This is a genomic window from Pantoea sp. Morm, from assembly GCF_016643525.1.
GTDB classification, from domain to species: domain Bacteria; phylum Pseudomonadota; class Gammaproteobacteria; order Enterobacterales; family Enterobacteriaceae; genus Pantoea; species Pantoea dispersa.
In genome coordinates, this window is record NZ_VOQX01000041.1 from 12,579 (window position 1) to 36,734 (window position 24,156).

The 24,156-nt window shown below is 53.4% G+C and carries 32 protein-coding genes; 1 reads left to right on the forward strand and 31 read right to left on the reverse strand.

All coding sequences use genetic code 11. The features are described 5' to 3' along the window. Position 1: 1 nt before the first annotated feature. From FT726_RS15245 to FT726_RS15345, 21 genes are all read right to left on the reverse strand, one after another. A complete protein-coding gene (locus FT726_RS15245; RefSeq protein WP_346302997.1) occupies positions 2 to 2,485 on the reverse strand; it encodes a phage tail tape measure protein in 2,484 nt (827 codons plus the stop codon). A 55-nt stretch (positions 2,486 to 2,540) separates the two neighbouring features. After that, positions 2,541 to 2,900, reverse strand: coding sequence for a hypothetical protein (locus FT726_RS15250; protein ID WP_346302998.1), 360 nt, complete (start codon positions 2,898 to 2,900; stop codon positions 2,541 to 2,543). Positions 2,901 to 3,144: 244 nt separating this feature from the next. Continuing rightward, complete coding sequence (locus FT726_RS15255; RefSeq protein WP_346302999.1) at positions 3,145 to 3,630, reverse strand: phage tail assembly chaperone family protein, TAC; 486 nt, start codon at positions 3,628 to 3,630, stop codon at positions 3,145 to 3,147. A 36-nt stretch (positions 3,631 to 3,666) separates the two neighbouring features. Further along, entirely contained in the window at positions 3,667 to 4,164 is a 498-nt protein-coding gene (locus tag FT726_RS15260; RefSeq protein WP_346303000.1) for a phage tail tube protein, read from the reverse strand. A gap of 58 nt (positions 4,165 to 4,222) precedes the next feature. Further along, positions 4,223 to 4,588 carry a DUF3168 domain-containing protein gene (locus FT726_RS15265; protein WP_346303001.1) on the reverse strand — a complete coding sequence of 122 codons (366 nt, stop codon included), beginning with the start codon at positions 4,586 to 4,588 and terminating at the stop codon, positions 4,223 to 4,225. Continuing rightward, the gene (locus tag FT726_RS15270; RefSeq protein WP_346303002.1) at positions 4,585 to 5,070 is read right to left on the reverse strand and encodes an HK97-gp10 family putative phage morphogenesis protein; all 486 of its coding nucleotides are present in this window, start codon (positions 5,068 to 5,070) and stop codon (positions 4,585 to 4,587) included. The genes FT726_RS15265 and FT726_RS15270 overlap by 4 nt, the downstream gene beginning before the upstream one ends. Continuing rightward, positions 5,063 to 5,395, reverse strand: coding sequence for a phage head closure protein (locus tag FT726_RS15275; protein WP_346303003.1), 333 nt, complete (start codon positions 5,393 to 5,395; stop codon positions 5,063 to 5,065). Before FT726_RS15275 ends, FT726_RS15270 begins: the two co-directional genes overlap by 8 nt. 3 nt (positions 5,396 to 5,398) lie before the next feature. Further along, on the reverse strand, positions 5,399 to 5,605 hold the full coding sequence (locus FT726_RS15280) for a hypothetical protein (protein WP_346303004.1): 207 nt from the start codon (positions 5,603 to 5,605) through the stop codon (positions 5,399 to 5,401). A 62-nt stretch (positions 5,606 to 5,667) separates the two neighbouring features. Continuing rightward, positions 5,668 to 5,991: a head-tail connector protein gene (locus FT726_RS15285; RefSeq protein ID WP_346303005.1), complete on the reverse strand. Its 324-nt coding sequence runs from the start codon at positions 5,989 to 5,991 to the stop codon at positions 5,668 to 5,670. A 44-nt stretch (positions 5,992 to 6,035) separates the two neighbouring features. Then, on the reverse strand, positions 6,036 to 7,244 hold the full coding sequence (locus FT726_RS15290) for a phage major capsid protein (RefSeq protein WP_346303006.1): 1,209 nt from the start codon (positions 7,242 to 7,244) through the stop codon (positions 6,036 to 6,038). A gap of 9 nt (positions 7,245 to 7,253) precedes the next feature. Next, entirely contained in the window at positions 7,254 to 8,105 is an 852-nt protein-coding gene (locus tag FT726_RS15295) for a head maturation protease, ClpP-related (RefSeq protein ID WP_346303007.1), read from the reverse strand. An 8-nt stretch (positions 8,106 to 8,113) separates the two neighbouring features. Then, on the reverse strand, positions 8,114 to 9,418 hold the full coding sequence (locus FT726_RS15300) for a phage portal protein (RefSeq protein ID WP_346303008.1): 1,305 nt from the start codon (positions 9,416 to 9,418) through the stop codon (positions 8,114 to 8,116). After that, positions 9,418 to 11,148: a terminase large subunit gene (locus FT726_RS15305; protein ID WP_346303009.1), complete on the reverse strand. Its 1,731-nt coding sequence runs from the start codon at positions 11,146 to 11,148 to the stop codon at positions 9,418 to 9,420. Before FT726_RS15305 ends, FT726_RS15300 begins: the two co-directional genes overlap by 1 nt. Further along, positions 11,145 to 11,615 (reverse strand): phage terminase small subunit P27 family, encoded by a 471-nt coding sequence (locus FT726_RS15310; protein ID WP_346303010.1) that lies wholly within the window; start codon positions 11,613 to 11,615, stop codon positions 11,145 to 11,147. Before FT726_RS15310 ends, FT726_RS15305 begins: the two co-directional genes overlap by 4 nt. 168 nt (positions 11,616 to 11,783) lie before the next feature. Next, positions 11,784 to 12,134, reverse strand: a complete 351-nt coding sequence (locus FT726_RS15315; protein ID WP_346303011.1) for an HNH endonuclease signature motif containing protein — start codon at positions 12,132 to 12,134, stop codon at positions 11,784 to 11,786. Further along, a complete protein-coding gene (locus tag FT726_RS15320; protein ID WP_407075072.1) occupies positions 12,127 to 12,705 on the reverse strand; it encodes a hypothetical protein in 579 nt (192 codons plus the stop codon). Before FT726_RS15320 ends, FT726_RS15315 begins: the two co-directional genes overlap by 8 nt. Further along, positions 12,702 to 14,159: a glycosyltransferase family 2 protein gene (locus FT726_RS15325; protein WP_346303013.1), complete on the reverse strand. Its 1,458-nt coding sequence runs from the start codon at positions 14,157 to 14,159 to the stop codon at positions 12,702 to 12,704. Before FT726_RS15325 ends, FT726_RS15320 begins: the two co-directional genes overlap by 4 nt. Before the next feature lie 152 nt (positions 14,160 to 14,311). Then, entirely contained in the window at positions 14,312 to 14,533 is a 222-nt protein-coding gene (locus tag FT726_RS15330) for a hypothetical protein (protein ID WP_346303014.1), read from the reverse strand. Between the two features lie 220 nt (positions 14,534 to 14,753). Continuing rightward, a complete protein-coding gene (locus FT726_RS15335) occupies positions 14,754 to 15,224 on the reverse strand; it encodes an Rz lytic protein (protein ID WP_346303015.1) in 471 nt (156 codons plus the stop codon). Then, positions 15,221 to 15,646: a lysozyme gene (locus tag FT726_RS15340; protein WP_346303016.1), complete on the reverse strand. Its 426-nt coding sequence runs from the start codon at positions 15,644 to 15,646 to the stop codon at positions 15,221 to 15,223. Before FT726_RS15340 ends, FT726_RS15335 begins: the two co-directional genes overlap by 4 nt. Further along, the gene (locus FT726_RS15345; protein WP_262257807.1) at positions 15,630 to 15,983 is read right to left on the reverse strand and encodes a phage holin, lambda family; all 354 of its coding nucleotides are present in this window, start codon (positions 15,981 to 15,983) and stop codon (positions 15,630 to 15,632) included. The genes FT726_RS15340 and FT726_RS15345 overlap by 17 nt, the downstream gene beginning before the upstream one ends. Before the next feature lie 453 nt (positions 15,984 to 16,436). On the opposite strand from FT726_RS15345, the gene FT726_RS15350 reads away from it, so the two are divergent. Further along, complete coding sequence (locus FT726_RS15350) at positions 16,437 to 17,327, forward strand: hypothetical protein (protein WP_346303017.1); 891 nt, start codon at positions 16,437 to 16,439, stop codon at positions 17,325 to 17,327. 38 nt (positions 17,328 to 17,365) lie between these two features. Here FT726_RS15350 and FT726_RS15355 read toward each other — a convergent pair whose 3' ends face one another. The 10 genes from FT726_RS15355 to FT726_RS15400 form a co-directional block, all read right to left on the reverse strand. Continuing rightward, a complete protein-coding gene (locus FT726_RS15355) occupies positions 17,366 to 17,731 on the reverse strand; it encodes an antiterminator Q family protein (RefSeq protein WP_346303018.1) in 366 nt (121 codons plus the stop codon). 18 nt (positions 17,732 to 17,749) lie between these two features. Continuing rightward, positions 17,750 to 18,766: a DUF968 domain-containing protein gene (locus FT726_RS15360; protein WP_346303019.1), complete on the reverse strand. Its 1,017-nt coding sequence runs from the start codon at positions 18,764 to 18,766 to the stop codon at positions 17,750 to 17,752. A gap of 7 nt (positions 18,767 to 18,773) precedes the next feature. Continuing rightward, on the reverse strand, positions 18,774 to 19,055 hold the full coding sequence (locus FT726_RS15365) for a KilA-N domain-containing protein (RefSeq protein ID WP_346303020.1): 282 nt from the start codon (positions 19,053 to 19,055) through the stop codon (positions 18,774 to 18,776). A gap of 125 nt (positions 19,056 to 19,180) precedes the next feature. Beyond that, a complete protein-coding gene (locus tag FT726_RS15370) occupies positions 19,181 to 19,552 on the reverse strand; it encodes a RusA family crossover junction endodeoxyribonuclease (protein WP_346303021.1) in 372 nt (123 codons plus the stop codon). After that, entirely contained in the window at positions 19,549 to 21,366 is a 1,818-nt protein-coding gene (locus FT726_RS15375; RefSeq protein WP_346303022.1) for a DNA cytosine methyltransferase, read from the reverse strand. Before FT726_RS15375 ends, FT726_RS15370 begins: the two co-directional genes overlap by 4 nt. Continuing rightward, positions 21,363 to 22,424: a ParB N-terminal domain-containing protein gene (locus FT726_RS15380; RefSeq protein ID WP_346303023.1), complete on the reverse strand. Its 1,062-nt coding sequence runs from the start codon at positions 22,422 to 22,424 to the stop codon at positions 21,363 to 21,365. The genes FT726_RS15375 and FT726_RS15380 overlap by 4 nt, the downstream gene beginning before the upstream one ends. After that, entirely contained in the window at positions 22,421 to 22,543 is a 123-nt protein-coding gene (locus FT726_RS15385) for a hypothetical protein (protein WP_262257796.1), read from the reverse strand. The genes FT726_RS15380 and FT726_RS15385 overlap by 4 nt, the downstream gene beginning before the upstream one ends. Further along, positions 22,540 to 22,950, reverse strand: coding sequence for a MarR family transcriptional regulator (locus FT726_RS15390; RefSeq protein ID WP_150361845.1), 411 nt, complete (start codon positions 22,948 to 22,950; stop codon positions 22,540 to 22,542). Before FT726_RS15390 ends, FT726_RS15385 begins: the two co-directional genes overlap by 4 nt. 2 nt (positions 22,951 to 22,952) lie before the next feature. Beyond that, positions 22,953 to 23,846, reverse strand: coding sequence for a replication protein (locus FT726_RS15395; protein ID WP_346303024.1), 894 nt, complete (start codon positions 23,844 to 23,846; stop codon positions 22,953 to 22,955). Continuing rightward, on the reverse strand, positions 23,843 to 24,025 hold the full coding sequence (locus tag FT726_RS15400; RefSeq protein ID WP_346303025.1) for a DUF4222 domain-containing protein: 183 nt from the start codon (positions 24,023 to 24,025) through the stop codon (positions 23,843 to 23,845). Before FT726_RS15400 ends, FT726_RS15395 begins: the two co-directional genes overlap by 4 nt. Between the last annotated feature and the right edge of the window lie 131 nt (positions 24,026 to 24,156).

The following is a 24,156-nucleotide window of genomic DNA, read 5'->3' on the forward strand; positions in this document are numbered from 1 at the left end:
GCTAACCGCCGCGATACAGTAACCCGCCGGGCAGGATTTCCTTTTTAAGCCGATCGGTGATGCTGGTCTGAATAATCCCCTGCAGCTGACGGGCGGTGTTCGCCGTATTTGCCGCGCTTGTTTCACCCGCTCCGCCGCCTTCAATGGTGACCGGCGCGCTGACTGAGATGCTCGTGCCCCCGCTTCCACCACCGGTGCCTATTGCCCTTACGCCCAGCGAACCATCCGCTGCGCGCGTGAGCGGCATGATGGCTTCCGGCCCGGCCTCCCCCATCAGGCCAGCGCCTTTGGCGAAGGCAAACAGCGTTGGCGAGCTGACCACTGATCCGCTGTACTGGCTCAGGTCGTGGGACTGGTATACGCCGCCTTTGGCGTTCAGTGTCAGGTTGTTGTAAGCCCCGCCGCTGAAAGAGTTGTTCGCCGTGCCGCCGCCAGCAGAGGCTGCACCGACCGCCGCGCCGCCAACAGAACTGACGATACCGCTGACCAGGTTAACTGCCGCCATCTGAAGCGCGACCTTTGCGATCATGCTGAGCACAGAACTGGCCCAGTCTTTCCAGCTGGCTTTGTTACCCATCAGCATGCTGGCAACATTATCCAGCGCGCTGTCCATGCTGCTGCTGACAACGCCAGCCGCCGCCGTTGAGTAATCCGACGATGCATCCAGCCAGTTCGCCAGGCCATCGCTGACGCCGCCCATCCAGTCCGACTGCATGGCGTCCATGCTTTTGTAATAGTCCTCCTGAATATTCAGGCGGTCCGACATGGCGCTGCTTAGCGCGCCAGTCTCGCGGTCGTATACCGATTTGGTTATGTCGCCAGACTGGTACTGCGCCTGCAGTTCACGCTGCTGATCGAGGAACTCACGCTCGATGTTAAGCCGCTCCTTCATGCGCTGCCGCGCTTTGTCACCGAGCCCTGCGCCCTGAACGTCGATATCGAGCGAGGACTGCGCGTTGCTGTTCTGCGCCTGCAGGTTTGCAACAAACGCGGCCACTTTGGCGTTTTCCTCATTGGCCTTTTTAACGGCGTTAAGGCGGTCCACCTCCTGCGCCAGATACTCAAGCCGCTTTTTCTGCGTCTCGTTAAGCCCCTGAAGCTTGCCGTCTGCGATGTCGAACTGCAGTTTCTGCTGCTCAGTTACCACGTTCACCTTTTTGCCCGTGGTATCGATAAGCTCAATCTGGCGCATGTAGCTGCGCTCGGTTGCTTTGAAGGCGGATTCCATCTTCGCAGCAGCGGTATCCGCTTTTTTGGCTGTCGGCTTGCCGTTCGTTTCTCCCGGTGCCAGACCAAAACTCAGCAGGGAGGATGCGGTATCAGGCGTAACGGATGGCGAAACGCTGATTTTTTTAGGCTGCTTGTTCAGCTCAGTAAGCCTGCCAGTCAGCGTGGCTATTTCATCAGATACGGCCTTAACGCTGTCGTCTTTCCCCAGCACCCAGCCGAGGAACGTCTGGCTGCCGTCATACATACCGTTACCACGGTCTTTGACGGTGCTGTTCAGATAGTCGATGCGGGCCTGAATCTGGTCCGGGTTGTTCATGTCAACGCGGTTGCCCAGCGCGGCCATGCGGTTACCAGACGATGCCGCAAGCTGGCCTGCGCCGGCGGCGGCTTTAATCAGCCACCCGGCAAGCTGCGCAACTTCGCTGACTAAATCGGCAATCCCCTGCAGGATTTTGGGGTCCGTAAGCACGGTGCGAATGTCTGAAAGTGAATTACTCAGCGGGCTCAGGTCAACGTGTGCCAGGACCGCCGCAATCTCCATCTTAAGACCCTTCACCTGCGCTTCCATGTCTTGGAACAGGTTGTTTACCTTAACCAGGTCATCAATGGACTGCGGGTCCGGCGCCACGCCGTAATCTTTCGCCATCTGAATAAACTGGTTCAGCTTGGCGTTGTTGTTATCAAACAGCGGCAGAAGCTTTGACAGGTCATTCCCGAGGCTTTCCAGGATGTTGACTTTGCCGGCATTGGTGCTGATTTTGCCCAGCGCCTCGCCGATCGCCAGCATCTGCTTGTCAGGCGATACCTTCGACAGCTTTTCAGCGGACAGGCCCAGCGCATTGAGCGCATCAACGGCTTCACCCGACTTATTCAGGACTGCGTCACCAATTTTATCGCTGAGGTCCTTGAATATGTCGGCCATGTTGTCGCCGGCGATGCCGGCTTTTTCCGCCGCAAACTGCCATGCAAGCAACTCCTGCGTGGAAATCTTCAGTGATTTGGCCCACTGGTCTGCCGCATTGATCTGCTCAGATGTGGACTTGAGCAGCGCAAACCCCGCGGTGCCTGCGCTGAGCGCCAGCGCCTGAACAGCGCCTCCCACAGATAGCAGCGCAGCTGACGTGGCCGCTGCATCTTTCTGAACCTGCCGGGACCATTTCTCAGACGCGCGCTGCGCTTTGTCCATACCGGAGGTGAAGCCGCCCACTTTGGCGATCAGGTCAATCGTCAGCGTACCGAGCGATTTGGAAGCCATTAACTTTTCTCCGGACAATAAAAAACCCGCCGAGGCGGGTATTTGTTATGGCGCGTTATAGGCAGCTTTTTATTGCTGAAACAAGTCTTTCCTTTGTTCCCCAGATATGGTCGCCATTATGGTAATAGACCACCTTGGAGCCCACTTTCTCATCATTAACGTCTGCCAAATATATGAAATCACGCAGGTAAACGGTATATCGTCCTTCAACATCTTTATCAGTCAGCCAGACGGAGGAAGGATTAGCCGCGAAAACCTGCTGCCAGCGCTTCTGTATGCATTGTGATGTTTCAGCTGCATTATGACGAGATGTATACGTACTATCAGGTCCGCTGTAGCTTCGACCATCTGCAATGCTAGTCATACAGCCCGTAAGAAATAAAACGCATGCCGCCAGAGATAATGATTTCCACATTAATAGAACCTCTCAATTAACAAGATAATTATCATACCATTGTCGTCTGAGGTTAATTGAAACCAAAGTTAATCCCAGCTGCCCATAGCTTCCTCAAGTGAGATAGGCTCATTTGCAGCGGTAACTTTAGTAAAGTGCTGAGTGAAGTCCGTCGGGCTGAATGGTGGCTTTTTCGGGTCCCTGTTCGCATTTGCGATGACACTGGCCACAACGCCAGCACCCCACTCAGTGCGCATCATCGGATTCAGGCTGCCGCACCTTTCCCGGTATTTTGCCCAGAGCTGCGACTCTTTGAAGCTGATCGCTTCGCGCGCTTCGGCGATGGTTCTACCGCCGATTCCGTTAAGGACGAGTTCGCACCAGAATTCATCTTCGGCGCTGAGCTCGTACTCTTTCCCAGATCGTTAACTTCCTTAATAGCTACCAGCAGTGCAATCGTCAGCTGTCCATCCAGAGAGCCACGTTCAGGGTCTGCTTCACCTGTGATATCCGCAACGGTAAACACCGGCTTTCCTTCTTCATCGCAGATTGATGCTGCAATACGGCCGGCAACTCCATCAATTTTGCCGCCCATCGCCATGACGTCATTCGTTGCCGTGTGGTACCCCATAGGGCGAACATAGACGGTCGCGGTCAGTTGCTTATCGCCCTGCTTCCAGGTGATTTCTTTCTCAACAGGCCGCCCGGTAAAGGCACCGTTTTTTTTAAGTGATTCAAGCGTCAGTTTCATTCTTTACCTGCAAAAGGGGCCGAAGCCCCGGATAAATTAAGAACCAGATTCAGCCTTCGGAATCCACGCGCCGGCGCCTGAACGCTGGATTGTGGCTGTGGTCTGCACCACGGTGTTAGCCTGAAAATCGAACGGGAAGTCGGCAACGTAACCTTTGAAAATGTACCAGGTTCGGTCGGATGGAAGATCGAGGCCGTCTACTGCGTCGGTATCACCTGCTGCCGCTACAGTCGGCGCTGATTCGCCATCAGACCAGCCAATGGCAAATACCAGATCGGTCTGGTCAGAGTTTTCAGCCAGATTGCTCAGCATAAGGTGACTTGCGTTTTTCGGGTCGGCATTGAGCGTTGCCGATGCCTGAGCAGGAGTTCGCAGACCCTTTTTAAAGGTTCGCGTGCTCTTCTCACTCAGGCAGGTATCTTCAATCTGATCCGCCGGGCTACTGCCCGGGTTGAATGCGGTAATGCATTCGATTTCGCTCACTGTGTTATTTGCAAACACATAGAGCTGCGTGCCCTGCGTTAATACAGACATGGTTATCTCCGGACGTAAAAAAGCCGGCTCATGGCCGGCTGGTTAGTAAGTGAGGTGATCAGCGCAGGACTATCCAGTCCACGTCAAACGAATAGCGGTACCGCTTCGTTTCATCATCGCGGCTTTGCCCACCCCAGCGCGTAATGTGCGCATGCGGCTCAATCGCGTTTCGCAGCGCCTCAGCAACCGCGATAGCTTCATCTGGCGTGTCGGCGTAGACGTCAACCTGCAGCGTAAATGCGTCCGCATCTGGCCGCTGGCCGAGGTAATTTTCCGGCCCACCGGTGATGTTTTGCCACACTGCATAGGGATAAACGACAGCGTCATCCTGCAGACCGAATGGATACAGGCGAAGCCGATCACCGCCAATCAGCGCGTTAACTTCAGCACTGGCAGAACATACCGGAAAAATAGGTGCTATCACGGCGGCACTCCTTTCTTGCGCGCACGGGCAATAGCCCGATCGATGGCTTTGGAATATTCAGAGGTGAAAGTCGCGACAACCTGATCGATGCTGTTTTCCGCCGCAGGCCGCATGAAGGGTTGCGCTTTCATTTTTTCGGTGCCGAACTCTATGAGGCGCCAGTGCGGCGTTGGTGAATTTGCTGATTTATCGGGATGTTTTTTCAGTACCGCGCCATATTGAACGCCCACACGAAAACCCAGATCACCTGTCCGGCGAAATAAACGACCATTCCAGCGCAGTGCAATGTTATCGGCAATACTCCTGCCTGTTCCGGGGTCGTCTATCCGTCTTGCATTTGATTTAGCCCTATCAGCAATGATGCCTGCGGCACGGCGAAGCGCGGATCGCCCCCCCTTACGACGCAGGTCATCACTGACTTCTTCAAGTTTTCCCAACAGCCCATCAACCCCAGAAAGGGTAAAATCCACGCCATCAGCCATTATTTACCCCCTCTGTACAGGGGAGCGTCAGATATTCCCGGCCACTGACAGGATCAGGAAGAACGCCTGCAATATTGAAAATTTTACCCCGAAAAACTATACGGTCTTTACTGCTTATCCCTTCCCGATACCGTATTGTTATCCGCGTTGTTATCTCGCTTTGTGTGGCCATAGCCGCAGAAAACTCACGCGCAGATGATGCGACAACTTCAGCCCAGACTGTCGCTATACGTTCCCAGCGTGGCACGGGTGCGCCCGTGACAGGGCTTTGCTCAAAAGCTGCCCGCTGAATAATTACGCGGTGTCGTAAACGACCAGCCTGCATAGCTTACCCCTGCGGTTTCCCGCTCAGATAGTTTTGTGATGATGGCTCAAGCGAAGCTATTTCTGATTCTTCACCCATTGCCTGACAGATGATAGCCACGAGTGCTTCATTGGATTCAGCCAGACGGTTTATCGCTTTTGTCTGCTCGGTCTGCGCGATCGTCTGCGCTTTGACCGCCGACAGCAGGTCGTTTACCAGTTGCTCTTTCATACGCAATTCGTGTCCACTTTTTTATCCATTCGCGCCGGGCGGCGCATCCGCTGCATGCCATATCACAACCCGTAAATTCGATAGGGTTGTAACAGTGCTTCTACAGCCAACGGCACTTCACTAATGACTTTTTCGGCAGCTGCTTCTCGATTTGAATACCAGTGCCCAATAAGCAGTAACATTGCCGTCCGGATATCATCATCAAGCAGCAGGCGATCAGCGTCTGACTCAAAACCGGGTGCAGCATTGGTTTCATAAAGCGTTCTGCGCGTCCAGGTTTCCACATAGCGCTTTGCCGCGCCGGTATAGATGCCCAGCAGATTGTCTTCACTGTCGTCATCATCATCGATACGGCAGTGTTGTCTGACCGTGGATAACTCAATCATCGGCAACACCTGAAAAAGCGGCCCGAAGGCCGCTGGGTTTATGGTTAGCTGCCCGAGCCAGTCAGGGAGCCAAATACAAACGCTTCCGGACGGTACACTGCCAGCGCAATTCGCTCTTCGCAGCGGATGGAGATCATGTTCTTTTCGAAGTCGTCGGAGTTCTCGGTAGAGATAACCACGTTGGCGTCTTCGCGATCGAACAACTGCGCACCTGAGTTGAAAGCCCCCGTCAGGAATTTACCCAGGAACTGAGCGGCTTCAGTGGCCACAACAGGCAGGCCCCAAAGGGTAGGCGTAGTAAGCTGCGCAGGATTTGCCAGGATGTAGCGCCCCAGCTCGTCTTTGGTGAGCTCAATACGGGCCCAGTCGGTGAAGTGAAGAACGTGACCAGAGGCCGGGAATCGCGCCAGCTGAGCTTGCAGCATTGCCAGACGAAGAACATCGATACCCGTCTGTTTTTCTACTGCAAAGGCCGGATCGAAAGCCACCGCCTGCGGAATAATTCCCTTCAGGTGCGCGCCGGTGCCGTCACCGAAGAGAATCTCCTGCTCTTCCACATACTTCAGGCCGTAGCGCATTTCAGCGTCTACGGTTGACTGCAGCTGTGCAAAGTCGTCCAGAATCTGTTTTGAGGCTTTGAACATGTGGGCAATGGTGCGCACCGGCGTAGTTTCTTCAGCAAACGCAATGTCGCTGTAAGGCTTCGTCGTATTTTCCGGCACTACCGCTGCGTTATTGGTAAAGCCAGTCTGTTTCACATAATAGATTGTGTTTGACTGGGTACGACCAGGCGCAATCAGATCACGAATGAAAAGGCGCTGTTTCGGCGTCTGATCGATGCCCGGCAGACGAGTTGGCGCGATAATCTGGCCGGGAACATCGACAGTAGTCAGCTCAGCTTTAACCGGAATACTCATGCGCTTGCCGCCTTCCATGCTGGAGCGAATATCTTTCATCGCCTCAGCAGAAACCAGCTGCTGGCCAACCGTCTGGATAACCTCTTTTGCGGCGTTAATATTCATGCCTGCGACGTGCTGCTCCAGTTCACCTACTGATGCCTGGATCGTTTTCATCGCTTCGTTAAGGGCATTGTGTTCGGTAGCGATTTTATCTACCGCGTTTTTGGTTTCCGTTGAGAGGTTGCCGGACTTGCGGGCTTCAGAAAGCGCATCCTCAGCCTTCTGGCTGAATTCCGATGATACTTTTTCCAGCTTGGCCGATACCTGCTGCAGGAGTTCATTAACTTGAGACATGTGTTTTCCTTATTCGCCGAGCGATGCCAGCGCAGATTTAAGTGAGTTAAGTACTTCAGGATTTACTTCATCGACAGCGCCCGGCTTGTCGTTTTCTTCAGCAGCAGCGCCCGGCATGCTGCCTAAAGCTTTCAGGTGCTTACGGCGTTCAGATCGGGGCATGCCGCCTTTCGCCAGAAAAGCATCAATTTTTCGGATAGCCGCTGCAGGGCTCTCTTCATCACTGGTAATTTCATCCGAGGAGAGCAGCGCATCAGCAAGGCCTTTTGCAACGGAGTCCCCGCCGCCAATAAAGGACTCTTTGTCCATCAGCGACTGAATCTCCTCCAAAGGCATGCCGGAGCGGGCCGCATAGATATCTGCCATTGCCTTATCAAAAGGCTCCAGATAATCTGCGTATTCGCGGAAATCATTCCGGTTTCCGGCAGCAACGATCCATGCGTTATGGATCATCAGAAAAGCCCCTCGTCCTATCTGGACCTCGTCTCCCGCCATCGCGATAATTGACGCGGCTGAAGCGGCAAGACCCAGTACCTTCACGGTGACTTTCCCCTGGTATTCACGGAGCAGGTTGTAAATGGCAAGGCCTTCAAACATGTCTCCGCCAGGCGAGTTGATGTGAACAGTCACATCTTCGCCCCCGAGAGAGCGAAGCGCGCCGGCAATACGGTTTGCGCTTACCCCTTCACCCCACCAGTCCTCGCCGATAACGTCAAAAATGGTTATGGTGTTTTCACCTGCCTGTGCTGCAGCGCGTATGCTTCCATCCCAGCGGTCAATAGCCGCTGCGGGCAGGTCGCGTTTTCCGGACGCAGAAAGCCGCCCCTCCGGCGCTGCCGGAAGAGAGTTCATCTTCTTCATTGGGTCTCCTAAGCCGCTTTTTTAAGCGGTGACTGCTCCGGTGGAATATCCGGGAAAAGGAAGGCGTGAAGCTTCATTAGGTTGCTGGCCTGAGCACCAGCATTATTTTCACGCAACTGATCGAGCGGCGTCAGGTTAAGCTGAACGGTATAAATATCTCCGCCCTCAATCGGCGGCAGATTTTCCAGCCGACGCACGTCATTTCGCGACATCCAGCCATTCTGAAGAGCCGTTGTGTAATAAGCAGATCGACCAGCACTGTCGGCGCGCAACAACCCTTCCACAGAGAACTCAGCGAACAACTCATCATCGCTGTCCAGCAGACAGCGTGAAATTTCCTGCTCAATATTCACCAGCAGTGGCCGAAGCGTATTTGTCAGGAACTGCAGGTTCATGCCCTCTACGCTGGAAGCCCAGCTGCTCTGCTTGTCGGCGTGACCAACCATAAACGGCGGGACACGAAACCATCGGCAGATTTCTTCGATGCTGAAGGACCGGCTTTCAAGCATCTGAGCATCTTCCGGGTTCATGGTGACACCCTGATACTTCATACCGCCCTCGAGAACCATGATCTTGCCCGCGTTCTTCGAGCTGGTGAAGGCCTGCATATAGCTGCGCAGGCGGTTACGCTGATCATCATTCAGCGCATTTTCAGAAGACAGAAACCCTGAACTCTGGATGCCGTTTTCAAAAATCTTTGCTGCCGACTGCTCTACCGCAAGCGCTGCACCAATCACATCACGACCGGCCATCATGGGCATCATGCCGCACACCCCATCAAGCCCAAAGCCGCGAATGTGCATGATGTTTTTTACAGGTATGACGCGCTCTGCTTTATCCTCGGTGTAGGTATATTCAAGTGCACCGTTTTCAAGCCGCTTCACAACCATGTTCTGCGGCAACAGTGGAATAAGCGAAACAAGCTTAGGGCCGATGTATTTTTTCTCGACAAAAGCATTACCGCGCAGGCATATGCTGGCAACCACCATTAGCATGAAGCGAGACGGGGTCATTTCTGCATTTGGCCGGCGGCACAGCACTGAATATGCCGGATGATTCGTTGCAGCCTTACGGGAACCGTCTGCCTGCCGCTGATAAATTTTCAGAGGAAGGGTTGAAACAGACTCACTCAGCAGCCTGACGCAGGCCCAGACAGCTGAAAGGCGCATCGCCTTATCAGCCGTAACCACCTGTCCGCTGCTGCTGGTTCCGAACCACTCTTCCCAGAACGTTCCCGTTGTCAGACTGATCGGCACCCCGAGCCAGTTAAGCAGCGCAGACTTAACCGCGCCTGGCTGTTTTTGTTTTTTCATCAGAAGTTCACCATGATGGGGTTGTCATAGAAGCCGCTGAGGTCTTCTCCGGTATCTGGCAGCATGGCGCGGCCAATCGCCACGATCAGCGCGACCGCACCGTCAATTTTGTTTTCGTTCTGCTCCTTTATGGGGCGCACAACGTCATCATTACCGGGAAGATTTTTCCCGACCACGTTAGAAATACACCAGGTCATGATCGGATTACCGTCATGATGAAACCGCCCTGATTCAATTGCAGCTTCCAGTTCTTTCATCGGGTCGCTCATGTTGGTGTAATTCTGAACGATGGTTATAGGGCTCAGACCTTCATCAGCCAGTTGGTGAGACAGGTTGGTTGCACCGTGTGGATCAATAGGTGATTCCTCGACTGGATTCTGTCGGTTAACGGCTTTTGCCGCCTCCAGAATTACCCGGTAATCAATCTCAGCACCGTCGGTCACTTCCAGATGGCCGGTATTTACCCACTTCTGAAACCGTTCAGCTGTTCGCTGCCTGTCGGTGTCAGTGCTGTAGACCGTGTCATATGGCACCCAGAACTGCGGCGAAATGCAGTAATAGTGGCGCTTGCCGTCTTTGTCCCGCGTAAACACCCTGACCATGCTGTTCATGTCGAGCTTGCGGGCCAGGTCAAAGCCCAGATAGCAGGGTTGCCCTTCAAACTGCTCAGCGCTCAGCGTTTCATCCTCACAATTTCGCCAGCTTACCAGGTTGAAGTAGGCGGCGCGCGCGGATACCCAGATGTTCAGGTGCTTGGTCTTGAATACGTTGGCCTGTCGGGCGTTGTTCATTGCGCGCTTCTGCTGGCTGAGCAGAAACTCGCTGTAAACCGACACGCCCATATTCGGGTTGGCTTTCCGCAGCACGTTTGGGTCTGTCCAGTCGTCGCCCTCGTCAACGGTATAGATAACGCCAAACAGTTCATCGTTTGGCACCGTCCCGTTGAGCATTTCGATAACCTCGCGCCGCTTGTCGTAGCACGGGCCCTCAATGTTGTAACCGGCGGTCGTGATGGCCCACATCAGGGGCTGACGCCGCGAACCCATGCCGGTCAGCATGGTTGTATAGAGCGCGTCAGAATCATGCTCGTGATATTCATCAACGACGGCGCAGCTGGGAGAGGCGCCGTCGCCGGGATTACCGATCAGAGGCTCAAAGCGCGCACCATCCTCGGGCCGGTTCATGTTTGAGGCATTCACTTCAACGCCAAATGCATCACACAGCGCCGGGGTGCGCTTGCACATCAGACGCGCGGGGCGAAAAACCTCCCACGCCTGCTTTTCTGTGGTCGCACCGGAGTAAACCTCGGCACCAAATTCATCGTCGCAGGTGAAACAGTAGAGACCAACGCCGGCTGATATCGCGGACTTGCCGTTTTTGCGCGGTATCTCGGTGTAAACCTCACGGAAGCGGCGCAACTTAGTCACCTTTTGCACCCAGCCAAACGCTGAACACACTATGAAAAGCTGCCAGGGCTCCAGGGTTATTGGCATACGTTTGAATGCCCACTCCCCTTTTGTGTGCGGAAGCAGCTGAATAAACTTCGCCGCTTTCTCAGCAAGGTCCTTATCAAACCGATAGCGGAATTTTTTGCTCTTTTCTTTTGCCAAATCGTCAATGTGCCTCTGGCAGGCATCAATAACATACCGGCATGCCGCTATCCTGCCCCGCGCAACGTCACGGGCATACTGGTTTGCGGCGTTTACGTTCGGATAGGATTTTCGCGTCATAGGTTCTTGAATGGGTTATCGGACTGTTTTTTGTTTGCGCCTATCAGCCGCTGCCTGCTGCTGGGGTCGAGTCCCAGCATGCCGCCGAATGAGGCCATCTGGCGCATTGCCTCATTTAGCACGGTCAGCGCCGGGTTCTTGATCACGCCGCCCATCGCGCCAGTTACCGTAATGCCGTTCTCGGCAACATCTACCTGCGCCGCGCGGGCATTGGCATAGGCCACGCAAAACATTTCGAGGTTGTGTAAATCCGTGGCGCAAAGAACTTCCTGCGCGCACAGCTCTCTGGAGACCACCTTCCACATTGTTGCAGCGGATTCGCTGAGCCATTCTGGCGGGTCAACGCCGGTGATGGGTGTGAAAGAAGGTTCCTCTTTATTGAGGGCGCGCTTACCCGGATTACCTGCCAGCAACTTCCGGGCGGTCGGCTTGGCGCGGCGTCCGGATCGGCCCGTCGCTCCAGCCATAGACGCTCCAGTTAAATTTTATATTTCGCGGGTGTAAAAAATTGACTGAGGCGGCGGTCCTTTAAGGCGAGAGCCCTGAACTTTGCACCCGCCCTCCCCTGCAAATGATAATTGATTTCATTCATGCGGAAATAATTGCAAATGCAACTAATTTCGTGAGAATGACTATCATTTGAGTCTTTCTCGTGCCGTTTTGCTCTTGTGACAGGGCCAGCACAGCGCCTCAAGGTTCGAGTCATCATCTGTCCCGCCATGTGCCTTCGGTTTGATATGGTCAACGGTCTTTGCGGCGGTCGCTCTGCCATTTCGTTTGCACTGCTGGCAGAGGTGTTTGTCGCGCGCGAGTATACGGGCGCGCCTCACATCCCACTGACTTCCATAGCCGCGCTGATGTCTGCTCTGCCCGGCCTGATGTTGAGTCCAGCCCTCGTTTAAATGGTCAGGACAATATCCAGACCGATCAGTTGTAGTTTTTGCACAACCTCGCTTGCGGCAGGCTCGGGGAATACGTTCAGGCATGCAGCCTCCATGCCCTTCGGCGTTCAGTGCGTAGTGTGTTATCGGGATGCCGCTCAACTGCTGGCTCATCGGCGTGTTCAACCAGTGAGTAACAGGGATAGATGACAGGCCCACCGCACGCATCACCCACTGCGTAATCAGCTGGTGCTCCGTGATTCCAGCGGCTGATGACCTGCTGCAGCTTCGACTGTGGCACGCTGTAGCAGACGCCATGAATCAGCCGGTTCATTGTGATGTACTCACCCTGACGCTTATCTGCTTCGATAAGCTTCATCGCTATTTCAAGCTGATACTGTGGCGGCCTGCCGGTGCCGAGATAAAAGCTCAGCAGGTCGTCGGGGAATCTCGCCAGCCAGTCAGCAACCTTATCGGTGAAGCCAGACACCGGCAGCGCATCATCCTCAGCGATCACCACCCTGCAGCTCTGCTCACTCGCCCACTCGATAGCGCGCCGGTGATTCCAGTTCGCGCCATGCTGGCCTTCGTCAATTAGCAGATGAGCACGCAGCGACCACGCCAGTTGTTCAGCCTGATGCCGGCGCGAGTGATGGCCTACCACCACAAACTTCATTTGTGCTTCCACCAGGCTAACTCCTTACCGATGCCTTCTGACTTAAACACTGTGTGCACGCGCGGGCCTGTCACCAGCCTGTCAGCGTTTCGATGCGCCACTATGCCAAAAGCGATCATGTCACCAACGGCAGCAGCGGCCTTCTCCTTCTGCCAGAAGCGCAGCGATTCAATGTGGTAATAGAGCCGCACAATGCCGTGAGCAATAGCCATCACGTCAGCGCGACTGCCACCCAACAGACCTGCATTAAGCATCACATCGTGCTGGTGCTCAGCGAGAAACGCCTGATAGATTGCCTCGGGATGGTGTTGCTTGGCCCACGAATCAGCGTAGGTTTTGGGTTCAGAGCCAACATAAATCCGGCCCTCTTTCATTTCTTCCCACGGCGCGCGCAGCATCTCAACGTCAGTGCCATCGGTACACCAGACGAAGTGATATTCAGGGTGATCGCGAAGGTGCTGCCATATATGGAGCCAGCGCCGGAAGTAAACATTTATCGACACGTCAGGAACGCGCCACAGCTCAGCATCAGCGGGTGCTGTCTCCAGCTCATCGGCCAGAACAACACGAGCACAGCCGCGCAATGATGCTGCCCACTTAGCCAGCACATCAGCTGAGGCTGTCATTTTGGTGCCGCGCTGCGGGTCCGGCTGGCTGGTCAGTAGCGAGGTGATCACCACGTTCCGTTGCTGCCGGTACTCTGCATAGCCGGTATAACCAGAATCGCGCCGGCCATTGTGGATAGTGACGTTTCGTTTCACCTGCGCTTCACGATCCGGCTTCGGTACCGATCGCTCTACGGCCTGATGCTCATCAAGCGAGTAAATCAGCTTATCTGAGCCGACCACGTCAGCGAATGCCCAGCTGGTCAGCCCAGCGTTGTGGATGCGTAATGCCAGGTCGGAATGCTCATACATGCCGCGCTCGTAGACACGGTCAAAGCCACCAACCTTTTCAATCGCGCAGCGGTGGTAATAAAGCATCACGCCGCGCTGGCCGGTGTAGGCGATGTGTTTCTCATCCCGATACAGCACTGCGATATCGTTCAGCTTATGGCCGGTGGCGAAGTCCTGAAACTGATAAGCCAGATGCGGCTCAGGTGAATCGATGTATGGGCGTTCCCAGCCACCAGCGACAGGCCATGCGTCATCGTCCCACAGGAACAGATGTTCGCAGCCGGCATCTATCAGTGCTTCCAGACTGGCGTTCTTCGCGGCAACGATACCGCGTGACATGTCACAGCGAATTAGTTGCACGCCATCGGGTACGGTCACCGGTTTCGATGAACCGTCATCAATCACAACCACCAGCGCGCCGGCTGGCAAAAACTTCAGGTGGTGGTCGATGGCGCGTGAAATCACTTCGTGGCGATTGTGGGTGCTGATGGCAATGCCGATATTTGAAGCTCGGTTTGTCACTGGCGCGTATCGAACACCATCAATCACAACGTCCATTCAGAGTTTCCTGCTATTTAGATGCATATAACCCTCGGCAATGGTGAGACCACCAGCCGATGATTCATTGTGTTTATGCTGAAAAGTGAACTCAGTGAATGCAGTTTTCAGCACAAAATAAAAACCGCCCGGAGGCGGCTTTAATTAGATATCTATTTATCGAGTGCTTTTTGAATAGCATCAGCCAGACTTTCGATCGCCTCAGTGGCGTGACGTAAATCGAACTTGAGCTTACTGTCATTAGCTTGCCCTGCAGCAGCCCCAGCGGAAGCTTTGGCAATTTCCAATGCGGCCTGCATGGCTAATAGCCTTTTGCGATTAGTAGCCACGTTAGTGCCTCTCTCACCGTCTAAATCGTAATAGCCTTCTAACATACAACCTCCTTTTCATAAGTGGAGGCTACACATTAACGTTAGGATTTATCTGAGTGAAGCGAATTAATCTCACAGTGTCGCAACGCTTCACAGCGTGGCTAACCGTTATCCCTTGTCGGAGGATTCTATTTTCCTGATAGCAGCGCGATCGATGTTGCATTGCCCCACAATGCCATACAGCACTACGTTCAATTCAACTGAATCGCCATAGCTCATTGCGCTAGCGGGTTCCGGTGCCTTTATCGGGCTGGTCAGTTCGGCTGGCAGGTTTAACCGGGGCTGCTTTATCGTCCGGTACTCCACTGGCTGATTTCGCGGCGTCCCGCAGCCGCTCAACTGCGCGACTGTCAACAGCAGCAGCAGCACATTTATCCGCTGCGAGATAACGCTTAATTTCATCCTGCAATTTCCTGTTTTGCTCTGCTGTTGTGGCACGCTGATCTGCAACCTGCTGCATAACCACGTTTTGCCGGTCCACTGCCTTAGCAAGGTTGTCCACGCTGGTGGCAAGATCATCATTCTTTGAACGGAGGTCATTAATCTGCTCGTCTTTGCTGTTTGCCAGCTTCTCAAGGCGCTGGTTGGTCGCCTCAAGCTGAGAGCTGCGGGCGTTAAGCATCCAGAGCGCCAGACAGATAAGGCCTATCACAATCGCTGGCGCAAAGTTTTTGAGCATTGAGATTGGGTTCATGTGAGAAATACCTCCCGCTCTGCAGCGCGACGCTTAACGAGTCCAGGTAACTTTTTCCCACCAGCGTTAACCCACTTCCCAAATTCGCCAGCGGCACCGGAAAAATCGCCAGTGTTCAACTTCTTCAGCAGAGTGGATTTTACGAAGTTTCCCGAACCGAGATTGAATACAAACGATGCCAGAGCGTCAAACTGGCCCTGCGTCAGCCTTACCTTCACGTTTGTGTTAATGATCAGCTCTGCAACCTGCAGGTCTTCCCGAAGAAAAGCATCGGCCTGAGCTCCTGTAATGACGTCACCCATTTTCACGCCATGAGTATGCCCATAGCCGATAGTCGGGATGCCAACGCTGTCGCGGTATGCTTCCAGGCGTAACCCCTCAAAGCGCTTAATCAGGTTTATGCCGTTATTGCTGGTTTGCATCTGTATCTCCCGTTTTTCTGGCAATCCATCCGCGAAGCTTCTCGCTTATGTAGTCGTTGCCGACATACCCGATGTAAACCGCAAATACCTGTGCAGCAGCGTCAGGAATGTTCCAGTTAAGAATTGCGCCAGCAACCTGCAACGTTGGTGCCGCAAAGAATGCCAGCGCGCTGCAGGAAACAGCATCAAGAACCCGCTTGCTCCACGGGCTTTTTGCATATGCACTTCGAAGGAGTGAAAACATGCCTGCTACCCCGGCATATCCCCATTCTGTTTTGTGGGCGTATAGCCACAGCATCACTGTGGCCCAAAAGCCCGGGTCTTTTTCTGGAGGCATGCACTTAATCCCGCCACCGGTATGATGGCGGCTTGCTGTGGGTGATAAAAATGCGCCTCAGCCACTTCCGGTGAAGGTCATCTGTCGCTGATTGGCTGGGCGCAAAAACGAAAAAACCAGCTCTCAGGCTGGCTTTTGAATAATTCCCCGACGCTAAGCGGTAATTACTGTCATCGTCATGACCGGGGATTGTCTGGTGTGTCACCCTGATAGGCTCAGGTTTTCGCCACAATATGAAAGGCGCGCAGGGATGTGCAGTCCCCGCATGGTTTGGGTAATGAGCCCGTCATACGCGTGCGCCTTTGGTATTGTGCGGAAACGAGAAAAGGAGAATGCAAGCTGGATAAGCAGTACTTCGTAGTAACAACTCTTATCACATTACACAGATTTTTGCGGACCGCGATAACGTTATTTGCTAAAATTTTCAAAAAAATCGACTCATACAGGAACTTTATGGAAAACACACCCAAAAACAAAGAGTTTAGTTGCTTTGTAGTCACACCTATAGGTGCTGCCGACTCAGATACTCGCAGAAAAGCTCAGGGAATTTTAGATACCGTAATCAGACCCATACTTGAAAAAAAAGGATTTGAAGTTTTTGTAGCTCATGAGATATCAACTTTAGGTTCAATCACAAAGCAAATTATAAAACATCTCTTGGAAGATGATTTAGTTATTACAAACCTCACCGAATTAAATCCTAATGTTATGTACGAGCTTGCAGTTAGGCACGCTATAAGAAGACCCGTTATATCTATTGCTGAGGATAACACTACCCTTCCTTTTGACATTTCAGATGAAAGGACCATTTTCTATAAAAATGACATGGCTGGCGCATGGGAATTAATGCCAAAGCTTGACATTTCAATTGATGAGGCGATGAGAGATGGAAATCCTGACAATCCTATATACAGAGTTACTGAATCCTTAATAATCAAGGAGTCTGTAGAAACCCCAACAGCTGAGAAATATATTGCAAAAAGATTAGACGATATTGAAGAGTCGATATCTAAAATAGTCAGACTAACATCAATGACAAACTCATACTCTAACGACACCTCAATTGGCAAGGTTAGGTACTTTACTAAAAAGGAAAATTCGAAGGGCCAAATATATATCAAGGTAGACCCTAACCAAGATGGCTTCCTATCTTTTATTAGTGCACTAGAAAAACACCCATACATAAGAGCAGTTAATGAAGCACAAATGATTGGACTAGGGGAAAATAAAGCATATATAATTTATCCTCAGCTTGAGCCAGGGATACCGTTTAGAATTAGCCTCATAAAAGATTTAGCTAATGACCACAGGGTATCATTAGAAGAAGTTATTCAGCTTGAATAATTTAACCAAGGCTCTAATGTTGAGCCTTGATGATTTTTCTAAATTTCCATATCAAGATTAACATTCAACCAAGCCAAGCAACCTTCAATGAAACCCTCGGCCATTTGTACTTGGATTCGTATCAACTTCTCGTCGCATTTAGCTCGTTGCGCCAGCTTGCGCTTGGAAATGTTGTAAAAGTAATGCAGCACAATTAACTCGTGTTCATCGGGACGACGGCTGCGCAACTTAGCCAAGCATGACTCAATAACAAGGCCATCATCATCTGTGCATGACAGGGTCAATTTTGAACTCTGCGGCAGCAGCCCTTTAAACCCGGCGGCAATTGGCGAGTAATCCACACCGCTATGTTCTGAACGTGCCCAACCGGCCCAGCGCTCTAATACAAGTTGGATGTCACGCATAATTATTTCTCCACACTTTTACTTTTTGTCTGACCCAATCACACCGACTGCAATCGCGTGATCGAGGAACCGGAACAGCAGCTCTATCTGGCTGCCATACTTCTCTTCAAAATCTGACGGTGAGCGATGTAGCTCGTCGTGATGCGCTCTGCACAGCGGTATCACGAATAAATCATGTGCCTTTGTTCCCATTCCTCCCTGTCCATGTCCGATGATGTGGTGTGGATCGTCTGCCGGCTTATTGCAGCAGGCGCAGCTCTGCGCTTTTACCCAGCGCGTGTACTTCTCGTTTACCCAGCGCTTACGCTTCGGGCGTACCATGTACGATTCAGGTGAGTCCGGGTCCGCCTGCAGGGTGATCACCTGCTTAACCACTTCCCCGGCATCCTGCAGGTTTTCACGCCCTGAGCGCTCCGGTGTAATGGCCGCTTCGCGAATGGCTCCGGTTAGCACCGATTTCTTTTTCATCCGCAGCACCACGCGCGCCGGCGCTTCTGGTATGAGGTCAATAACTCTCCTCAGTGACGCCCACCAGCACAGCTCAGGTAGCGTCATGAGGTGATCACGGCCAAGCCCCATCTGATTGCAGGCGGCGCTGATCACCCAGGCGGCCACGTTGATTGCTGCTGTGGCTTCCAGCGACTGCGGTACGCCGTTCTGGCGCAGCAGGTTGTCATGATGGTGACAGACGCTGATTGCCCCGGTGCCAACGTCGAGCGTTGTCAGTTCGTGGTAGTGATAGCCGTCTTCCGTTTCGCACTGGCAGTATGTGACACCCTCCAGCCACCCTCTCAGCGCCACCATGCCGCCAGCAGCGGTGATCACCCTTTCGCTGGCAAAGAATTCCGCCAGTTGCTGATCATCGAGCAGTGGCTGCGCGCTGTCATTAATCCGTCCGGATGGCAAATTTTCCATGTCGCCAGGCGGAACGGTGATCAGCACGCGCCCACGAAACAGGGCCATCAGGTCGCTGCCGGGTTTGAACAGCACAATGCCGGTGCGCGGGGCGACTTCCGGTGTAAGTAATGCTCGCATCGACACCTCAGTGCACTGTTACAAGCAAGAAAGGGAGCGCTTTCGAGCAAACCAGCTCTTTGGAAAGGTACGTGGCCGGCATAATCCCTCCCCGGTTAATGTCAGCAGGGGCAAACGCCATATCTGGCGTTAGCTCGGAAATTAAGCCGTTAAAGGGTTCGGTGCGTGTCCAGCGGCTAGGGCTGTGACGTTCATTTCCACCAGCTGCGTGGTGCAAATCGTTGAGGTTGTAACGACCAACTGAGTCGCGACGAACGGAAACGCCTTCAACCACTAAAAGTTGATTCATGGGTAATCTCCACACTGATTTTTCTTAGGCCCCGCCCCATCACCTGCACGCGAACGGGACCAACCACCGCGGCGAAAATTCTGCACATCCTCGCCGCTAAAACATCATAACCGCACAGACAATTCTTACCTATCGCTGCAGATTTCACTGTATGGATTTATAGTGATTTCCGTTTTACCCCTTTTAGTCAACGGCCCCCACTCCACCGTAAACCGCTTAATCTGCTTATCGTCTACCCATACGCCAGCATGCGTCAGACTGTCGAAAGCTGCTTTCAGGTAATTGTCCAGGTCGCGTGGACGCTTGTCCGGCGGATAGAGAATTACCGAAACAGCCACGTTCACTGTAATCGGCTCAGGCGCACGGCGGAGTTGCTCCATGATGTCCGCCAGCGCGTTAGATCGGAAAGAGCGCCCGGAGGCGCTGATTAATACTCCCTTCCTGGTGTTTCGCCAGTAGGTGTTCACGCTTGGGGGAAATGGCAGGATTAATTTCATGCCACAGCTCCCTTCTTCTCGTTGCAAAACTCGGGAAGATTCGCGCGCACCAACGCTTCAGCAAAAGGGGGCGGTACGGCATTTCCGCAGCGGGCTACCTGTTTATCTTTCGCAAATTTATTACCCTGGCTATCACGGTCAATCACATACCATGAAGGGAAGCCCTGAGCCGCATAGAGTTCATGTGGCTGAAGCATGCGCATACCGATATCAACAATCTGGTAATCCACTCCGCCAATGGTCACGCGTCCCGGATTATTGTTTCCATTCACCCCCTCGAAAGCTTCGAGCAAAGCACGAACTTCCCCTACGTGCTGGCCCCCAGCTGTAATAGTCGGCATCGGCATATCAGTCTGCTGGCCATCTTTGCAGGTGCCGCGCAGCTTGACGAGATTACTGGTCACCAGAGCATGGTGATCTGTGGTGGTGACAGTGTGGACAGGTGCATCAACCGCTGCGCCGGGCCCGGTATAGTTCCCACCGAAGTGCTTCGCCAGAAATGCCGAGACCAGCGCAAATTTATTACCTCCTGCGGTCACGGTACCGACCGGTTTATTCAAGTCTAATGTGCGGGGCGCCTGCCCCGGACATTCGCCATATCCCATCTGAATTAGTGTCGGGCTAACCAATGCGCTTTTACCGCCGCCGCCGGCAGTCACGGTACCGCAGGGTTCATCAGTCGCGTGACCGACGCTGCCGCCAAACTGGCGCGAAATAAACGGGGTTACCAGACAGGCGCGAGACTCTTTTAGAATTGTGTGGGCTGGTTTATCCAGCGACCGTGGTTTCGCCTGATATTCTGACCCGCCGTTTCCAGCGACGAAAGGCGCAATCTGCGGTTCCACGATCGCATAGCCATGGGTTTTGGTAATCGTCTGAAGCGGTTCCGTCAGCGACTGTCCACGGAAACAGTCATAGGATGTTTTCGTGCTGGTATGATTGCACTTAACGATGAATGGTGCCGGATTGTCCAGGACGAAACGCTGTATGCCGCGTGCTATGCGGCGCATAGTGTTCTCGGCCAGCGGCTTTTTACGATCAAAGATGCTGGGACAGTCCAGTGACCAGTCGATGCATTCTGCTGCTGTGCGCCATGGCGCCAGCTGTCCAGCCTGTACGGCCAAAGATTTCGGATCGCCGTGAGTAGCCTCTGGCCAAGTGATCTCTATGTCGTCGCAGCGCATCACCATGAAGAAACGCTTCCTGATGGTCGGGGCACCAAAGTCACAGGCGCGCAGTTCCCGGTGCTCAACGTTATAACCCAGTCCTTTAATCAACTGCGCGGCGGAAGTTCCGTTGCGATCTATCTGCAGTGATTCGCATACTTCATCCAGCGCAGGGTGATCGGCAGCAACACCGGTACTGAGCATACCGACAAAGGCCGCAAAGGTTTCGCCGGCGCGCACCGGGTCTGGCCGCGCTTCGTCAACCAAAAGCGGCCCCCACGTTTTAAACTCTTCAACGTTCTCCAGCATCATGACCCGAGGACGTACAGCAAGCGCCCAGCGGATGACGACCCACGCCAGACCGCGTATTTCTTTTTTGACCGGCGTACTCCCCTTTGCCTTGCTGAAATGACGGCAGTCTGGCGAAAACCATGCGAGACCCACAGGCGCTCCCGCAGTGGCCGCTGCGGGGTCGATATCGAATACTGACTCACAGTAATGCAGAGTTTCAGGGTGGTTTATGGTATGCATATCTATAGCGTTTGGGTCATGATTGATAGCTATATCAACACTACGACCAGTAGCCATTTCGATACCAGTGCTGGCGCCACCTCCACCAGCGAAGTTATCAACAATAATCTCCCTCATGCCTTCGCCTCCATGCTTACAACCATTTCGATAACTACATTTTCAATGTCTTCGACAGAAGCTTTTTCCAGTAACTTGCGGTTTATTTCGGCTTTAATTTTATGAACCATTTCTGTTGGAAGTTCTTTTCCAACCAATAACTGAGAGCACAAATGATTAACCTCTGCTGGCCAAAGAATGTTGCCAGCTCGCGGAGTTAAGTTGTTATCGTGGTTGTTACTTCCCGTGGTCGTAGCAGGCTGAGAAACACCTGCGGCACAGGTTGAGCGATACTCTTCAAGAATAGAGAGCACTTCGTATTCAATTTGCTGTGTTAATTTGAGTGCTGAGGCGTCACCAAGAGCAAAGTTCTCCGTACCAGCCAGAAGTTCAACGAGGCGACGGGCACGCACTGCGCTAAATTGAGGCATTGCCGCTGCGCGCGTCAGCTTGGTTTTTCCGGTCGCCTTTGCCTTTTCGAGTTGCGTTTTTGCAACTCGCCCAGCCTGCAGACCATGCTCACGCACCAGCGCAACCGCAGTCGTTGCCGCGACTTCTTTTTTCTTCACCATCTCGATCAGGCCATCACCCACGGTCAGCAGCGCGAGATGGTGATCAACGTCAGCCACTGAGCGCTTAACCTTCTTCGCGATTTCGGTCGGTTCCCAGCCCTGATTAACCAGACGCTGATACGCAGCTGCACGCTCAAGCGGTTCCAGCGCGCGGCCCTGACTGCTGGTTACCATGAACGCAATGCGATCGGCTTCGCTCCCGACGAAGTCTTTGCACTCCAGGCGAATATCATGGCCCGCTGCCTGCGCCAGCTTCGCGCCGTGCCAGCGGTGGTGACCGTCGATCACTTTCACGCCCTGCTCTGTCACCTGAACAGTCAGCGGCGGCACATGCTCGCCAGCGATGAACGCATCGCGAAACTCTTCAACGTGCTGCTGGTCAATGTCGCGAACGTTATACCCTGGCTCGATGTAGAGTTCGTCAACCCCCAGCAGGTAGGTTTTGCGCGTGGTGATGTTGGTGCCTTTCTGGTCTTTGTCTTTGTAAATCAGAGATAAAGTTGTCATTTGAGTTGCAGCTCCAGTGCGAGGGCAATAATCAATCCGGTAATCATCAGCGCCGCGATGCGCGCGCCACGGTAAAAATCCTCGTTACGCCAGTAATGGCGTTTGATGGCAGCTATCATCGGCGCTTATTCCCCATAACCAGCGGATCGGGCAATGGCTTCGGTGCCATGCTGTTCCCGCGCTTAATACACTGGGCGCGGCAGATGATCGCCTTCTGTCGAAGTCCGGGGCGCTGGGTAGCGTCATGAGCTTCAAGCCAGACGCGCGCCGCGCGGTACCAGAGATTTTTATCCTGCAGGCTCAGCGCCTTGTCGCTCAGCGTTGCGTATGCCTCATCGCACTGGCCCATTTCTTCAGCGGCGTAATAGCGCGCTTCAGCGTCATACCAGACATCGCCAGTTGTGGTCAGGGCCTGAAGCGAGCTCTTAACGGTGCTGACAGAGCGTCCAACCGCATCGGCAATCTGGCCCGGCTTCTGCCCGCTATGCAGCATCAGGTGAGTCAGAATCAAAGTTTCTGTGTTCATAGTTACCCCCTGAAGCCTTCAGGAATGTCGTAGTTAGCGGACGGCAAGACCGTGATATCCCTGACCGAACCGGATTTAGGAAGATCGTTAGCGCGCTCCTCTTTCACCGCGAGATAGCAACGCTCAGTGATCAGGTAGTCGAAGTTCTTTTTGCGCCAGGTGCGCCCGGATGTTTTGTCAGGACGGTTTTCACACATCCAGCGGCAGTTCCTGGCGATGTAGCGCAGATACGCCGTCCAGCGTTCCTGTGTGAAATCAAACTTCCGCCAGAACGTCCGGACCTTATCGCGGCGAGCGTCAGTGAATTCAGCGACACGTGGCATGTCCGTGAGGATTTCGTGATAAGAACCCACTATCGCTGCGTAATCGATTTGCGGCTGCTGGGCAGGCGCAGCCTGACGTACAGTCTCTGTAGTAATCTCTGTAGTAGTCTCTTGGTAATCTACTGTATGAATGAATGCGGGATTCCCGCACGCTGGCGAGAGGGTTTCCCGCAAACTTGCCTGCGGCTTTTCCGCAATCTTGTCTGCGGCATTGCCGCTTTCTTGAATGCGGGAATCCCGCATACTGGATTGCGGCTTTCCCGCACTCTGTAAAAGAAGCGATTCCAGGTGATCAGCTTTGACGCGGAAAAAGAGTTTTGCCGGCACTCCACGACGCTCTTCCTCGATGACTCCGGCAGAGATAAGCCGGCGGCGCGCTGTTTCCTGCTCTTCGCGTGTCAGGCCGGTTTCTGCCTTGATTTCACTCTGCGTTTTATAAAACCACTCGCCGTCCATACGGTTATGCCAGTAAACCAGCTGAGAGAGCAAAACCGCGCCAGTTACGCCGCCAAAGCGAACAAAGCAGGCCTGATAGGCAATTGGCCGGTCAAGCAGTGAAATTAAATTGCTCATGGCGCTACCTTCCTGAACTTACGGCCCCACAGCTCGCGCGGCTGTGCGCAGGGATACGGATAACCTGAACGCATGAAGATCACGCGGTGATTCACGACATCGACGCCGATAGTCTCAACCTCGACGCCATGCGAATCTTTGTAGCGCTCCACCCAGGGTTTGATGTGTTCGTTTTCCATCAGCTCACCGCCTTGCCTTCTGGCCGGGTGTAAAAATCTGCCCAGGCCTTTTCGACTACCTTCCGATCAGTCTTCTGGTAGTTGTTAGGCCCATCAGCCGCCGGTATGATTTGCTCATAGACAAGGACGCC

Bases quoted from the DNA above. Each gene is read 5' to 3' on its own strand.
- FT726_RS15375 (WP_346303022.1), bottom strand. From the start codon at position 21,366: ATGAGGGAGATTATTGTTGATAACTTCGCTGGTGGAGGTGGCGCCAGC.
- FT726_RS15320 (WP_407075072.1), bottom strand. From the start codon at position 12,705: ATGAAGTTTGTGGTGGTAGGCCATCACTCGCGCCGGCATCAGGCTGAA.
- FT726_RS15330 (WP_346303014.1), bottom strand. From the start codon at position 14,533: ATGTTAGAAGGCTATTACGATTTAGACGGTGAGAGAGGCACTAACGTG.
- FT726_RS15360 (WP_346303019.1), bottom strand. From the start codon at position 18,766: ATGCGAGCATTACTTACACCGGAAGTCGCCCCGCGCACCGGCATTGTG.
- FT726_RS15390 (WP_150361845.1), bottom strand. From the start codon at position 22,950: ATGAACACAGAAACTTTGATTCTGACTCACCTGATGCTGCATAGCGGG.
- FT726_RS15280 (WP_346303004.1), bottom strand. From the start codon at position 5,605: ATGAAAGAGCAACTGGTAAACGACCTGCTGTCGGCGGTCAAAGCGCAG.
- FT726_RS15400 (WP_346303025.1), bottom strand. From the start codon at position 24,025: ATGGAAAACGAACACATCAAACCCTGGGTGGAGCGCTACAAAGATTCG.
- FT726_RS15340 (WP_346303016.1), bottom strand. From the start codon at position 15,646: ATGCAAACCAGCAATAACGGCATAAACCTGATTAAGCGCTTTGAGGGG.
- FT726_RS15250 (WP_346302998.1), bottom strand. From the start codon at position 2,900: ATGTGGAAATCATTATCTCTGGCGGCATGCGTTTTATTTCTTACGGGC.
- FT726_RS15315 (WP_346303011.1), bottom strand. From the start codon at position 12,134: ATGCCTGAACGTATTCCCCGAGCCTGCCGCAAGCGAGGTTGTGCAAAA.
- FT726_RS15365 (WP_346303020.1), bottom strand. From the start codon at position 19,055: ATGAATCAACTTTTAGTGGTTGAAGGCGTTTCCGTTCGTCGCGACTCA.
- FT726_RS15350 (WP_346303017.1), top strand. From the start codon at position 16,437: ATGGAAAACACACCCAAAAACAAAGAGTTTAGTTGCTTTGTAGTCACA.
- FT726_RS15310 (WP_346303010.1), bottom strand. From the start codon at position 11,615: ATGGCTGGAGCGACGGGCCGATCCGGACGCCGCGCCAAGCCGACCGCC.
- FT726_RS15285 (WP_346303005.1), bottom strand. From the start codon at position 5,991: ATGATTGAGTTATCCACGGTCAGACAACACTGCCGTATCGATGATGAT.
- FT726_RS15305 (WP_346303009.1), bottom strand. From the start codon at position 11,148: ATGACGCGAAAATCCTATCCGAACGTAAACGCCGCAAACCAGTATGCC.
- FT726_RS15395 (WP_346303024.1), bottom strand. From the start codon at position 23,846: ATGAGCAATTTAATTTCACTGCTTGACCGGCCAATTGCCTATCAGGCC.
- FT726_RS15245 (WP_346302997.1), bottom strand. From the start codon at position 2,485: ATGGCTTCCAAATCGCTCGGTACGCTGACGATTGACCTGATCGCCAAA.
- FT726_RS15255 (WP_346302999.1), bottom strand. From the start codon at position 3,630: ATGAAACTGACGCTTGAATCACTTAAAAAAAACGGTGCCTTTACCGGG.
- FT726_RS15260 (WP_346303000.1), bottom strand. From the start codon at position 4,164: ATGTCTGTATTAACGCAGGGCACGCAGCTCTATGTGTTTGCAAATAAC.
- FT726_RS15380 (WP_346303023.1), bottom strand. From the start codon at position 22,424: ATGACAACTTTATCTCTGATTTACAAAGACAAAGACCAGAAAGGCACC.
- FT726_RS15335 (WP_346303015.1), bottom strand. From the start codon at position 15,224: ATGAACCCAATCTCAATGCTCAAAAACTTTGCGCCAGCGATTGTGATA.
- FT726_RS15295 (WP_346303007.1), bottom strand. From the start codon at position 8,105: ATGAAGAAGATGAACTCTCTTCCGGCAGCGCCGGAGGGGCGGCTTTCT.
- FT726_RS15345 (WP_262257807.1), bottom strand. From the start codon at position 15,983: ATGCCTCCAGAAAAAGACCCGGGCTTTTGGGCCACAGTGATGCTGTGG.
- FT726_RS15325 (WP_346303013.1), bottom strand. From the start codon at position 14,159: ATGGACGTTGTGATTGATGGTGTTCGATACGCGCCAGTGACAAACCGA.
- FT726_RS15290 (WP_346303006.1), bottom strand. From the start codon at position 7,244: ATGTCTCAAGTTAATGAACTCCTGCAGCAGGTATCGGCCAAGCTGGAA.
- FT726_RS15270 (WP_346303002.1), bottom strand. From the start codon at position 5,070: ATGGCTGATGGCGTGGATTTTACCCTTTCTGGGGTTGATGGGCTGTTG.
- FT726_RS15275 (WP_346303003.1), bottom strand. From the start codon at position 5,395: ATGCAGGCTGGTCGTTTACGACACCGCGTAATTATTCAGCGGGCAGCT.
- FT726_RS15355 (WP_346303018.1), bottom strand. From the start codon at position 17,731: ATGCGTGACATCCAACTTGTATTAGAGCGCTGGGCCGGTTGGGCACGT.
- FT726_RS15370 (WP_346303021.1), bottom strand. From the start codon at position 19,552: ATGAAATTAATCCTGCCATTTCCCCCAAGCGTGAACACCTACTGGCGA.
- FT726_RS15300 (WP_346303008.1), bottom strand. From the start codon at position 9,418: ATGAAAAAACAAAAACAGCCAGGCGCGGTTAAGTCTGCGCTGCTTAAC.
- FT726_RS15385 (WP_262257796.1), bottom strand. From the start codon at position 22,543: ATGATAGCTGCCATCAAACGCCATTACTGGCGTAACGAGGATTTTTAC.